Origin of the sequence: Frigidibacter albus (genome assembly GCF_009908165.1) — a bacterium.
GTDB lineage: Bacteria > Pseudomonadota > Alphaproteobacteria > Rhodobacterales > Rhodobacteraceae > Frigidibacter > Frigidibacter albus.
The window spans coordinates 367,367-380,703 of sequence record NZ_JAAAUC010000002.1 but is presented as its reverse complement, the minus strand read 5'-3'; the positions used below and the strand labels follow the sequence as shown (position 1 = coordinate 380,703).

The 13,337-nt window shown below is 67.8% G+C and carries 9 protein-coding genes; 5 read left to right on the top strand and 4 right to left on the bottom strand.

Annotated features, from left to right (window positions below; all coding sequences use genetic code 11):
* Positions 1-235: 235 nt before the first annotated feature.
* Both gyrA and GVY41_RS04335 read left to right on the top strand, forming a co-directional pair.
* Entirely contained in the window at positions 236-2,965 is a 2,730-nt protein-coding gene (gene gyrA / locus GVY41_RS04340) for a DNA gyrase subunit A (protein ID WP_373283249.1), read from the top strand.
* Between the two features lie 174 nt (positions 2,966-3,139).
* On the top strand, positions 3,140-3,904 hold the full coding sequence (locus tag GVY41_RS04335) for a hypothetical protein (protein ID WP_161343349.1): 765 nt from the start codon (positions 3,140-3,142) through the stop codon (positions 3,902-3,904).
* A gap of 19 nt (positions 3,905-3,923) precedes the next feature.
* Here the strand turns inward: GVY41_RS04335 and GVY41_RS04330 are convergent, their stop codons facing one another.
* The 3 genes from GVY41_RS04330 to GVY41_RS04320 form a co-directional block, all read right to left on the bottom strand.
* A complete protein-coding gene (locus tag GVY41_RS04330; protein ID WP_161343351.1) occupies positions 3,924-5,405 on the bottom strand; it encodes a carboxypeptidase M32 in 1,482 nt (493 codons plus the stop codon).
* 1 nt (position 5,406) lies between these two features.
* The gene (gene ctaA / locus GVY41_RS04325; protein WP_161343353.1) at positions 5,407-6,576 is read right to left on the bottom strand and encodes a heme A synthase; all 1,170 of its coding nucleotides are present in this window, start codon (positions 6,574-6,576) and stop codon (positions 5,407-5,409) included.
* A gap of 360 nt (positions 6,577-6,936) precedes the next feature.
* Positions 6,937-7,911 carry an agmatinase gene (locus GVY41_RS04320; protein WP_161343356.1) on the bottom strand — a complete coding sequence of 325 codons (975 nt, stop codon included), beginning with the start codon at positions 7,909-7,911 and terminating at the stop codon, positions 6,937-6,939.
* A 151-nt stretch (positions 7,912-8,062) separates the two neighbouring features.
* Between GVY41_RS04320 and GVY41_RS04315 the strand changes: the two genes are divergently transcribed.
* Complete coding sequence (locus tag GVY41_RS04315) at positions 8,063-8,221, top strand: YqaE/Pmp3 family membrane protein (protein WP_161343358.1); 159 nt, start codon at positions 8,063-8,065, stop codon at positions 8,219-8,221.
* Positions 8,222-8,223: 2 nt separating this feature from the next.
* Here the strand turns inward: GVY41_RS04315 and GVY41_RS04310 are convergent, their stop codons facing one another.
* Positions 8,224-10,359, bottom strand: coding sequence for a ComEC/Rec2 family competence protein (locus GVY41_RS04310; RefSeq protein WP_373283253.1), 2,136 nt, complete (start codon positions 10,357-10,359; stop codon positions 8,224-8,226).
* Between the two features lie 155 nt (positions 10,360-10,514).
* Between GVY41_RS04310 and gltX the strand changes: the two genes are divergently transcribed.
* Together gltX and GVY41_RS04300 are read left to right on the top strand one after the other, a co-directional pair.
* The gene (gene gltX, locus GVY41_RS04305; protein WP_161343360.1) at positions 10,515-11,933 is read left to right on the top strand and encodes a glutamate--tRNA ligase; all 1,419 of its coding nucleotides are present in this window, start codon (positions 10,515-10,517) and stop codon (positions 11,931-11,933) included.
* Between the two features lie 77 nt (positions 11,934-12,010).
* Positions 12,011-13,306, top strand: coding sequence for a citrate synthase (locus GVY41_RS04300; protein WP_161343372.1), 1,296 nt, complete (start codon positions 12,011-12,013; stop codon positions 13,304-13,306).
* The last annotated feature ends 31 nt before the right edge of the window (positions 13,307-13,337 follow it).

The window sequence follows — 13,337 nt, the reverse complement described above, 5'->3', positions numbered from 1 at the left end:
TGGGGCTGGCGAGGCCGGGTTTTGAGGGGGATTGCCTGTGCATGTCATGCCTCCTGACGTTTCTTCTGGATCCAGAGTGCCACGACCTGATTAAAAATCAACGAAAACAATATGTTGTCACTCACATCCGGTGGCTGCTGGCCGGCGCGGTCCCCCGGCATTGCACCCAACGGATGGGATGGGCTATAGTCCCGCGCAACAAGATCTGGACAAGACCAAATAGGCGGACAGCACCGTGAGCGATACCCCGGAGACCCCTGAAACCACGCCCGAAAGCATGGACGACAAGCCGTTCCGCATGGCGCATGACGGCCCGCAGGTCTCCATCGCCGGCGAGATGCGCACGGCCTATCTGGACTATGCGATGAGCGTGATTGTCAGCCGCGCGATCCCCGATCTGCGCGACGGGCTGAAGCCGGTGCACCGGCGCATCCTGTTCGCCATGCACGAGACCGGCAACACCCATGACAAGTCCTACCGCAAGTCGGCGCGCCCGGTCGGCGACACGATGGGGAAATACCATCCCCATGGCGACGCCTCGATCTATGACGCGCTGGTGCGGATGGCGCAGCCGTTTTCCATGTCGCTGAAGCTGCTCGACGGTCAGGGCAATTTCGGCTCGATGGACGGCGATAGCGCCGCGGCCATGCGCTATACCGAAGTGCGGATGGACAAGGCCGCCAGCATGTTGCTGGCCGATATCGAAAAAGACACCGTCGACTATCAGGACAACTATGACGGCAAGGACCGCGAGCCGACGGTGCTGCCGGCGCGGTTCCCGAATATGCTGGTCAATGGCGCGGGCGGCATCGCCGTCGGCATGGCGACCAACATCCCGCCGCACAACCTGGGCGAGGTGATCGACGCGACGCTGGCGCTGATCGAGAACCCGGACCTGACCTCGGAAGGGCTGATGGAGTATATCCCCGCCCCCGACTTTCCCACCGGCGCGCAGATCATGGGCCGGGCCGGCGCGCGCAAGGCCTATATCGAGGGCCGCGGCAGCGTCATCATCCGCGCGAAAACCCGCGTGGAAGAGGTGCGCAAGGACCGCTACGCCATCATCCTCGACGAGATCCCGTATCAGGTGAACAAGGCCACGATGATCGAGAAGATCGCCGACCTTGTGCGCGAGAAGCGGATCGAGGGCATTTCGCACATTGCCGATGAATCCGACCGCGTCGGCGTGCGGGTGGTGATCGAGCTGAAGCGCGATGCAACCCCGGATGTGGTGCTGAATCAGCTGTGGCGCTTCACGCCGATGCAAACCTCGTTCGGCTGCAACATGCTGGCGCTGAACGGCGGCAAGCCCGAACAGCTGACCCTGCGTGACTTCCTGACCCATTTCGTGACCTTCCGCGAGGAAGTCGTCGCCCGCCGCACTGCGTTCGAGCTGCGCAAGGCGCGCGAGCGCAGCCATATCCTCTGCGGCCTCGCCGTGGCGGTGTCGAATGTCGATGAGGTGGTGCGCACCATCCGCGCCAGTGCCGATGCGGCCGAGGCGCGCCAAAAGCTGATGACCCGGCGCTGGCCGGCGCATGACATTGCCGAATACATCCAGCTGATCGACGATCCCAGCCACAAGATGAACGAGGACGGCACCTACAACCTTTCGGAAACGCAAGCCCGCGCCATCCTGGAGCTGCGCCTGCAACGCCTGACCGCGCTTGGCGTGAAGGAAGTCACCGACGAGCTGCAGGAGCTGGCCGCCAAGATCCGCGAATACCTTGAGATTCTCGCCTCGCGCGAGCGGATCATGGCGATCATCTCGGATGAGCTGCGCGACATCCGCGCCCAGTTCGCCGTGCCGCGCCGGACCGAGATCATCGACTGGGCCGGCGACATGGACGATGAGGACCTGATCGAGCGCGAGGACATGGTCGTGACCATCACCTCGGGCGGCTATATCAAGCGCACGCCGCTGGCAGAGTTCCGCAGCCAGCGCCGGGGTGGCAAGGGCCTGTCCTCGATGGCGACCAAGGAAGACGATGTGGTGACCACCCTCTTCGTGGCCAACACCCATACGCAACTCCTGTTCTTCACCACCGACGGCATGGTCTATTCGCTGAAGTGCTGGCGGCTGCCGCTGGCTGGCCGCGTGGGCCGCGGCAAGGCCATCGTCAACATCCTGCCGATCGCGCCCGGTGTCTCCATCGCCGCGCTGATGCCGGTCGATGAGCCCGAGGCGGAATGGGACAACCTTCAGGTGTTCTTCGCCACCTCCGAGGGTGAGGTGCGTCGCAACGCGCTGTCGGACTTTGCCAACGTCAAGCGCAACGGCAAGATCGCGATGAAGCTGCCCGAGGGCGTGTCCCTCGTGAACGCGCGGATCTGCGACACCAATGACGATGTGATGCTGGTCACGGCAATGGGCCGGGCGATCCGCTTCCCGACCACCGAGGTGCGGGTGTTCAAGGGCCGCGATTCCACCGGCGTGCGGGGGATCCGTCTGTCCGAGGGCGACCGCGTGGTCTCGATGTCGGTCATCCGCCACTTCGAGGCGGACCCGGCAGAGCGTGAGGCCTATCTCAAGCAGCGCCGCCTGATGGCGGGCGTGGTCGAGGAGGCCGAGGCGGACGAGGATGAGGAAGCGGTCGAGGCGGGGCAGCTGTCGCCCGAGCGCTATGCCGAAATGTCGGCGGCCGAGGATCTGATCCTGACCATCACAGTGCGCGGCGCCGGCAAGCTGTCCTCCAGCCACGGCTATCCGGTGCGCGGGCGCGGCGGCATCGGCGTGAAGGCGATGGACGGCGCGATGCGGGGCGGGCAGCTGGTCGCCTCGTTCCCGGTCGAGATCACCGATCAGGTGATGCTGGCCACCTCGACCGGCCAGTCGATCCGGGTGCCGGTGGAACAGATCAGCTTCCGCTCGCGGTCCGCCGGCGGGGTCCGGGTGTTCGACACGGCGCCGGGGGAAGAGGTGGTTTCGGTCGCCCGCGTGGCCGATCAGGGCGAGGAAGAGTAAGCCACTCGCCTTGCGAGATTTTGGAAACGTCGTCCCGAGAGGGGCGGCGTTTACCGTTTAACCAATTGACACTTAAGTAATTTCCTTAACGAAACCTTTATGGGACAACGCTTGGCAACAGCCGGGACGACGAGAGACGCACTCTTCCGCCCCCGCCCGCCAAGGAGATGACCCATGAAAACCGCAGCCCTCTGCGCCTGCCTCGCCGCCCCGCTTTGCCTCGCCAGCCCGGCGCTTTCGCAATCCAGCCTCGGCTTCACCCAAGCCGAGGCGCGGGTCGGCGCGGTGTCAGTGGATGGCGAGACATATGCCAATGCCAGCCTCTCCATCGACTTCGCCATCACCGGCCATCACGGGCTGCAATTCGATCTGGGGCTGACCGATCAGGCCACCGGCGCGCTTGGCTCCATCGACGGGCACCTCTATATGGCGCCGGGGCGCGGGTGGAAATACGGGCTGTTCGGCCATATCTCTGACCTTGACGGCGTGGCGGCAACGACGCTGGCGATGGGGGCCGAGGCGATGGTCGACGTCGGACCTTCGACCCGCGCCGAGGCCAAGGCCGGCATCGGCGTGCGCAACCCCGGCAGCTTCGATTTCATCTTTGCCCAAGGCGCGCTGGACCATGCGCTGTCGGACCGGGTGGGCGTCTATGTCGCCGGGATGGTCGCCGAATATGACGAGCCGGGCTTCTCCGCCACCGGATACGAGGGCCGGATCGGCGCACGCTGGCATCTGGCCGCGGCGCCGGTGGTGATCGACGCCTCGATCGGGCGCACGGGGCTTTGGGGCGAGGACAGCCTCAAGGCGGAAACGGTCGCCCGCCTGTCGGTCAGCCTGACACTCGGCGCCGACCGCTCTGCCCGCGCCCCGGCCGCGCGGCAGATGTTCCGCCCGGTCACCCCGCTGGCCCCGCTGCAACTGCGCGGGCTGGAGTGACGCCCGCGCAAAGCCTTGATCACAGCCCGTAGATCGCGCCGAACTTCGCGTCGAGATAGTCGAGCAGCGGCCCCTCGGTCGGCGCGGCGCCGCAGGCGCGGGTGATCACCTCGCGCGGCGCCATCAGCCCGCCATGCTGCTGCACATTCTCCCGCAGCCAGCCGGTCGCCGGGGCCAGATCGCCGCGCGCCAGTTGCGCGTCGAGGTCCGGCACGGCCTTGCGCAGCGCCTGCATCAGGCAGCCGGCATAGACATTGCCAAGGGTGTAGGTGGGGAAATAGCCGAACAGGCCCACCGACCAATGCACATCCTGCAGCAGCCCATGCGCGGGCTTGTCCACCGCCACGCCGAAATCCTGCAGGAAACGGGCATTCCACGCCTCCTCCAGATCGCCCACGTCCAATGATCCGTCGATCAGCTGCCGCTCTATATCGAAGCGCATCATCACATGCAGGTTGTAATGCACCTCATCCGCCTCGGTGCGGATGAAGCCGGGCTGCACGCGGTTGACGATGCCGTGGAAGGCCTCGGGGCTGTCCACGCCGAAGTCGCCGAATTCCTGCTGCATCTGCGCGAAGATCCAGGCCGTGAAGGGGGCAGAGCGGCCAAGCTGGTTCTCATAGATCCGGCTCTGGCTTTCATGCACCCCCATCGACACGCCCTGCCCCAGCGGCGTCAGCGCATACTGCGGCGCGATGCCCTGTTCATAGCAGGCATGGCCGACCTCATGGATGGTGGAATAGAGGCAGTTGAAGGGATCGGTCTCCACCACCCGCGTGGTGATCCGCACATCGGCGCCAGAGCCGGAGCTGAACGGATGCACTGCCAGATCCAGCCGGCCGCGGGTGAAGTCATAGCCGAAGGCCTCGGCCATCTTCCGCGCCAGCCGCAGCTGGCTGTCCTGCGCGAACTCGCCGCGCAGCGGGTCCGGGATCTTGCCCGACCCCAGCACGGCATTGCGCAGGGCGACCAGACGCGGGCGCATCCGGTCGAAGATGGCCGCGATGTCCTCGGCCCGGGTCTCGGGCTCGTAATCTTCCAGCAGCGCGTCATAGGCGGTGGCGGCATCGGTGCCCTCGCACAGCGCCTGCCCCTGCTCGCGCTTCAGCATCACCACCTGCCGCAGGGTCGGCAAGAAGTGCTGCACATCCCCCCGCGCCCGCGCCTCGGCCCAGGTGCCCTGCGCCAGGCTGGTGGTGCGCGCGAGTTCGGCCGCCAGCCGCGCCGGCACGCACTGACTGCGCGAAAAGCTGCGGGCGATCAGCGCCAGCATGCGCGCGCCCTCGGCATCGGCAGCCTCGGATTTCGCCAACCACTCGCCGATGCGCGGATCGGTGCGGCGGGCGTGCAGAACGCTTTCCAGCGCCCCCATCTCATCGGCGCGCTGGCCAGCCGCGCCGCGCGGCATCACCGTCTCCTGATCCCACCCGAGCCGCCCCATCACCTGCGACAGGGCTTCGGTATCTCGTTGGAAGGCGATCAGCTCGGGGAATGCGGTCATATCAGCCTCGCAGCGATTGAACGGTGGGGTATTGCGCGGCATGGCGCAGGCGCAGGATCAGCACGAACAGCACCACGGCGCCCAGCTGATGCGCAAGGCCCAGGGCCAGCGGCGCGGCATGCAGCACGGTGACAATGCCAAGCGCGACCTGAACTGCCATCATAAGCAGCATCATGGTCGCGGCAGAGCGGGTCGCGGCATGGACCGACTTTCGCCCGCGCAGGAAGACGACCACGGCAAAAGCCGCCAGCAGGTAGCCGGCCATGCGGTGAATGAACTGCACGAGGCCTGGATTCTCGAAGAACGCCCGCCAGACCGGGGCGCCGCCGCCCTGCCCGTCCGGCACGTAGAAGGCATCGGCGGGGAAGAAGCTGCCATTCATCAAGGGCCAGGTCGGAAAGCTGCGCCCGGCATCGATCCCGGCGACCAGCGCGCCCAGCAGGATCTGCAGGAAGGCGAAATGCATCAGGCCGGTGGACATGGAGAACAGCTTGGCCTCGCGCACCCGCCGCGCCTGCAGCAGGGCGGCCGGGCTGCGCGCCAGCGTCAGGGAATACCAGGCGATCAACCCGAGGATTACGAAGGCGATGCCCAGATGTGTCGCCAGCCGGTAGGAGGCGACGGTGACCTGCCCCTCCTCCAGCCCCGAGGAAACCATCCACCAGCCGATCGCGCCCTGCAGCCCGCCAAGCCCGCCAAGCGCCAGCAGCCGCATCGTCCAGCCCGCAGGCATCTTGCGCGCTGCCAGCAGGCCGAGGAAGCCCATCGCCCAGACAAGGCCGACGGTGCGCCCCAGCTGTCGGTGGCCCCATTCCCACCAGAAGATCGGCTTGAACTCGGCCAGCGTCATCTGGTGGTTCATCAGCGCGAATTGCGGGCTTTGGCGGTACTTGTCGTATTCCACCGCCCAGTCCGCCTCGGACAGCGGCGGGATCGCCCCAGTGACCGGCTTCCATTCGGTGATCGACAGGCCCGAGTCGGTCAGCCGGGTCAGCCCGCCGACCGCGATCATCGCCACCACCAGCGCGAACAGCAGCGCCAGCCAGACCTGCACCGCGCGGCGGGTGCCGGCGCCGGTTGTGCCCGAGGGCCCGTCGATCATCCCGCCCTGCGGCGCGGCGGGTTTCGCCCCCGCCGCCACATCCTCAAACAGCTTGCGTTGCCCAGCCATGCGCGCCTCCGGTTTCGGGGCGGACAGTAGGTCGCGGTGGGGGGGGCTTCAAGGGGGCGGGTTGAGTGGGGGGAGCGGTGAGCCTCTGAGCGCCCGCTCAGTGGGACGGATGCCGGCCCTGCACACAGCTCGCGTCACCATCCGTGGCGAAGGCCATCGCCTTCGCCACGCAGCTCCATATCCAATTGCACCGGGACGGGCCCCCAAAGGGCCCGGCCAGCGCCCGCCCCGCCCCTGGCGGGCGCTTCTCGCCCACCAGGTCGGGCGCTGTCCTCATCCGGTCTCGTGCTGCCGGTGGCTCCGGTTGAACCGTCGCGCAGCGGGCGGGGGCGAGGCAGTGCCTCACCTTTTCCCGCCCGATCAGGCCGCGGCCTTCGCCTCCACCATCAGGCACAGCAGCTCGAACATCAGGCTCGCCCCCAGCCAGGCGGTGTTCCCCGCGGCATCGAAGGGCGGCGAGACCTCGACCAGATCGGCGGCGACGATGTTCACCCCGCGCAACTCCCGCAGCACCTCGATCGCCTCGCGCGCGATCGGCCCGCCCCATTCCGGCGTGCCGGTGCCGGGCGCGACCGAGGGGTCGACGAAGTCGATATCGTAGGAGAGGTAGGTCTCCCCCTCCCCCGCGATCTCCCGCGCCTCGGCCATCACGTCGGAAATCCCGCGCGCGAACAGCTCCTCGGCGCGCACGATGCGGATGCCGTGGGCCTTGGCAAACTCGATATCCGCATTGTCATAGGTGGTGCCGCGGATGCCGATCTGGATCATCCGCGCAGGGTCCAGCAGCCCCTCCTCCACCGCCACGCGGAACGGGTTGCCATGGGTCAGCACCTTGCCGCCGAAATAGACCGGGTAAAGGTCGGTATGGCTGTCGAAATGGATCAGCCCCAAGGGCGGCTTCCCCTTCACCAGCCCGCGCAGCACCGGCAGCGTGCAGAGGTGATCGCCCCCCGCCGTCAGCGGCCGGATGCCCCGCGCCGCAATCCCGGCATAGAAGGCCTCGAACCGCCCGAGCGTGTCCATGACATCCACAGGGTTCGGGCCCACATCGCCCAGATCGGCGCAGGCGACGGCGTCGAAAGGCCGCACCCCGGTGGCGCCATTCTGGGCCCGCAGCATGGTCGAGGCATCGCGCAGCGCCCGCGGCCCATGCCGCGCGCCCGGCCGGTTCGACACCGCCCCGTCGAAGGGCAGCCCGACGATGCCGATCTCGACCTCTCCCAGCCGCGGATGGTCCGGGCCGACATGCGGCAGGCGCATGAAGGTGGCGACCCCCGCAAAGCGCGGCAGGTCCATGCCGGAAACGGGGCGGAAGAACGGATCGGTCTGGGTCATCGGGGCCTCTGCGCTGGTGGGGCCGGGGGTCGGCCGCGGCGCGATGCTGGCAGCGCGCAGGTCGGGGTGCAAGGGCCCGTGGTCCTGCGGAACCACCCCGCCCCCCGCCGCGTTGCCTCGGCCCAGACCCAGAGCCCGGAGTGACTTGTAAATGGACCTTCTGCGTATCTTGATCGCAATCTTGCTGCCGCCGCTTGGCGTGTTCCTTCAGGTTGGCTTCCGGGGCGCCTTCTGGCTCAACATCCTGCTGACGCTGCTCGGCTACCTCCCCGGTATCATCCACGCGGTCTGGATCATCGCACGCCGCTGAGCCTAGCGGCTGTTCCACAGCCGGTTCCCCGACACCTCGCGGGCGGTGACGATGCGCAGCCCGCCCGCCGGGTCCGGCCAGATGGCGAGCGACCCCGTGCGACGCAGGCGGCGGCGATCCCAGAGGTCGCAATCGGGGGCTTGGGAACGTAGGGCAGGTGAAGGCGCATCTTGCGAAACGGGCTGCGCATTACGCGCCTCCCCCGAACCAACCCGCCCCGCCCCCCACCCCTCGGGTGCATCCCCGGCCAGGATCACCAGCGCGCCGCCGGTGCAGGCGCCTGGCAGCGCCTCGGGCGCGGCCTTGCCGGTCAGCTGCCGGATCGGCACCCCGGCCAACACCGCCTCGCGCGCACCCTTGGGGCCGGTGAAGCCGGGGCGCGCCGCCGCCTGATCCTGCAGGGCCATGTCGCCGTCATCCTCCAGCCAGCTGTCGGCGACATAGCCCGCGCCCCTCGGATGCGACAGCGCCCGCCCTTCCGGCCCCATCAGCCCCAGCAGCGCACCGTCGCTGGAGACCAGCAGCGGCGGGCGCGAAGACCCGGCCCAGAGCAGCGCCGACAGCGCCAGAACCGCGACGCCGCCCCAGCGGGGCGGGCCGCGCGCCAGAACGGCCAGCAGCGACCCCGCAGCCATCAGAGCAAGCACCCCGCCCTGCGGGCTTGGCACCGCGACCACCGCACCATCCAGCCCCGCCACCCAATCCGAAACCCACAGGATCCACAGGCAGCCGATCTCCATCACCCAGAGCGGCAGGCCGGCAAGCCCGAGCGGGGCCAGCACCGCGGCGATCACCCCCGCGGGCATCACCAGCGTGCCCATCACCGGCACGGCGAGCATGTTCGCCAGCAGGCCATATTCGGCCATCCGGTTGAAATGCGCCGCGGCGATCGGCGCCGTCGTCATCCCCGCCGCCAGCGAGGAGACGACCAGCGCCGCGACCGGGCGCAGCAGCGCCGGCACATGGCCCTGCACCGCCTGCCACGGCCCCCAAGCCAGGATCAGCGCAGCAGTGGCGCCGAAGGACATCTGGAACCCGGGCTCGGTCAGGCTCTCGGGCTCGCGCAGCAGCAAGATCACCGCCGACACCGCGAGGGTGCGCAGCGAGATCGCCCGCCGGTCGACCAGCACCGCGATCAGCATCACTGCCGCCATCACATAGGCGCGCTCCGTCGCCACGTTGGGTCCCGCCAGCCACATGTAGGCGGTGGCGGCAAACAGCGCGACCCAGGCTGCCAGCTTCTTCACCGGCAGCCGCAACGCGATTGCCGGCACCAGCGCGAGGCCATAGCGCATGGTGGCAAAGACGAAGCCCGCCAGCATCCCCATATGCAGGCCGGAAATCGAGATGATGTGGAAGAGGTTGGAGGCGCGCATCGAGTCGTTGGTGGCCGAGGTGATCCCGGAGCGGTCGCCGGTCATCAGCGCCGCGGCGAAGGCCCCCGCCTGCCCCTCGATCCGCGCCTGGATCGCGGCCGAGGCGCGCATTCGCGCCCGATGTGCGGCAACCGCCCAGTCATCCTCGGCCGGCGGTTCCAGCACCAGCATCGGCACGCGGGTATAGCCGACCGCGCCGAGCCCCGAGAACCAGGCGAAGCGCTGGAAGTCGAAGCCGCCCGGCAGTGCCGGCCCCTCGGGCGGCGCCAGATGCCCGGTCAGGATCACGGTCAGCCCCGGTTCGGGCGGGGTGTAGCCCTGCTCGCCATGCAGGGCGACGCGCACCTTGGCCGGGGTGCGGTGGGGCGGCACATCGCGCAGCACCACCCGGTCCAGCGTCACCCGCAGATGATCGGAATACGAACGGTCGATGCCGACGATCCGGCCCTCGACGGGCCCGTAATAGCGGAAGGGCAGCACCGGTTCCGCCACGCCATGCCCCCGGGCGCCGGCCAGCAGGAAGCCCCCCAGCATCAGCGCCAGCGCAGCAGCGGGGATCTGCGCGATCTCGGGCCCCCGCAGCCAGCCGAAAAGCGCCGCCAGCAGCGCCAGCAGCAAGGCGGCATAGACCGGCGGGCCAGGCTCTTCTGCCAGCGCGAACCAGGGGCCGATGCCGGAGGACAGGCAGACAGGCACCCAGACGAACAGCCCGCGCCGCGCCGCCGACAGCGCCAGAAACGGCCGGGCGGCCAGCGCGGCCAGCCGGGCGCCGGGGCCCGCAGGCGCCTCGCCATAGGGCGCCTCGGGCAGGTCCGTTGCCGGTGCTGCGATGCGGCCCACCCTTGTTTCCTCGCCCTTCCTTGCCTAGACACCCCTCAAAGGCTAGCCGCCGCATGGTTTCCGAAAGGTTAACACCAATGTCCCCCACCTCGCCGTCCACCCCTCCCGTCGTCACCCGTTTCGCGCCCTCGCCCACCGGCTATCTGCATATCGGCGGCGCGCGCACGGCCCTCTTCAACTGGCTCTACGCCCGGGGCCGCGGCGGCAGGTTCCTGCTGCGGATCGAGGATACCGACCGCGAGCGATCGACCCCCGAAGCCACCGCGGCGATCCTCAAGGGCCTGACCTGGCTGGGCCTCGACTGGGACGGCGAGGCGGTCAGCCAGTTCGCGCGCAAGGACCGCCATGCCGAGGTGGCGCGCGAGATGCTGGCCCGCGGCGCGGCCTACAAATGCTTCTCGACCCAGGACGAGATCGCCGCCTTCCGGGCAGAGGCCGAGGCCGAGAAACGCTCCACCCTGTTCCAGAGCCCGTGGCGCGACACCGACCCGGCGAGCCACCCGGGTGCGCCCTTCGTCATCCGCCTGAAGGCGCCGCGCACCGGCAGCACGGTGATCGCCGATACCGTTCAGGGTGATGTCACCTTCGGCAATGACCAGCTTGATGACATGGTGATGCTGCGGTCCGACGGCACGCCCACCTACATGCTGGCGGTGGTGGTGGACGATCATGACATGGGCGTCACCCATGTGATCCGCGGCGATGATCATCTGACCAATGCCGCGCGGCAGGTGCAGATCTATCACGGCATGGGCTGGGACGTGCCGGTCTTCGCGCATATCCCGCTGATCCACGGGCCCGATGGCAAGAAGCTGTCCAAGCGCCACGGCGCGGTGGGCCTCGAGGAATATCAGGCGATGGGCTACCCCGCGGCGGGGATGCGCAACTACCTGGCGCGGCTTGGCTGGAGCCATGGCGATTCCGAATTTTTCAGCGATGCCGAAGCCCGCGCCTGGTTCGACCTGTCGGGGATCGGCCGGGCGCCGGCGCGGCTGGATTTCAAGAAGCTGGAGAACCTTTGCGGCCAGCACATTGCCGTCGCCGACGATGCTGCACTGCAGGCAGAGATCGAGGCCTATCTGGAGGCTGCTGGCCTGCCCGGGCTCGATGCGGCGCAGCGCACAGGGCTTGTGCGCGCCATGTATTGCCTGAAGGAGCGCGCCAAGACCTTTCCGGAATTGCTGGAAAAGGCCCATTTCGTGCTGGGATCACGGCCCTTCGAACTCGATGCCGCAGCTGCGAAGGCGCTCGATACCGTATCCCGCGGTATACTGACAGAATTGACGCCGCAGCTGCAAAATGCTAGCTGGACGCGCGAGGCGTTGGAGGCCAAAGTGGCCGAGGTCGCCGCCGCTCACGGCATCGGACTGGGCAAGATCGCAGGCCCGCTGCGTGCGGCTCTGGCGGGACGGACAGTCACCCCGAGCGTCTTCGACATGATGCTGGTCATCGGTCAGGACGAAACCGTGGCGCGCCTGTCCGACGCGACGCGCTGAGGCCCGCGCCCTGGCCTCGGAGTTTTTGCGGCAGGCCCCGGCTTGGGCCCGGTCCGCCCATGAGGAGAGGGATTGAGATGGCAGAAACCAAGAGAACGGCGACGCTGAACATCGACGGTCAGACCTATGACCTGCCGGTGATGTCGCCGACCGTTGGCCCCGACGTGCTGGATATCCGCAAGCTCTATGGCCAGGCGGATGTGTTCACCTATGACCCCGGCTTCACCTCGACCGCGTCCTGCGAATCCACCATCACCTATATCGACGGCGACAAGGGCGAGCTCTTGTATCGCGGCTACCCGATCGAGCAGCTGGCCGAGCAATCGCATTTCCTCGAGGTCTGCTACCTGCTGCTCTATGGCGAGTTGCCGGATGCCAAGCAGATGGTCGATTTCGAGACCCGCGTCACGCGCCACACCATGGTGCATGAACAGATGCACAACTTCTTCCGCGGTTTCCGCCGCGATGCGCATCCGATGGCGACGATGGTCGGCGTGGTCGGCGCGATGTCCGCCTTCTACCATGACAGCACCGATATCGGCGATCCGTGGCAGCGCGAGGTCGCCTCGATCCGCCTGATCGCCAAGCTGCCGACCATCGCCGCGATGGCCTACAAGTACTCGATCGGCCAGCCCTTCGTGTACCCCAAGAACAGCCTCGATTACGCGGGCAACTTCCTGCACATGTGCTTCTCGGTTCCGGCCGAGGAGTATGTGGTGAACCCGGTCCTGTCCAAGGCGATGGACCGGATCATGATGCTGCATGCCGATCATGAGCAGAACGCCTCGACCTCGACCGTGCGTCTGGCGGGCTCCTCGGGTGCCAACCCGTTCGCCTGCATCGCCGCCGGCATCGCCTGCCTCTGGGGCCCGGCGCATGGCGGTGCGAACCAGGCTTGCCTGGAAATGCTCAAGGAAATCGGCACCGTCGACCGCATCCCGGAATTCGTCGCCAAGGCGAAGGACAAGGACTCGGGCTTCCGCCTGATGGGCTTTGGCCACCGGGTCTACAAGAACTTCGACCCGCGCGCGACGGTGATGAAGGAAAGCGCCGACGAGGTGCTGGAGCTTCTGGGCGTGCATGACAACCCGCTGCTGCAGGTTGCCAAGGAGCTGGAGCGGATCGCGCTGGAAGACGAGTATTTCATCTCGAAGAAGCTCTACCCGAACGTCGATTTCTACTCGGGCATCATCCTCGAGGCGATGGGCTTCCCGACCTCGATGTTCACCCCGATCTTCGCGCTGTCGCGGACCGTGGGCTGGATCAGCCAGTGGAAAGAGATGATCGGCGACCCGCAGATGAAGATCGGCCGCCCGCGGCAGCTCTATGTCGGCGCGCCGCGGCGGGACTACCCCGAGCTGGAAACGCGCTGAGGCACAGGCCAAGGCTGTAAATGGAAGCGGC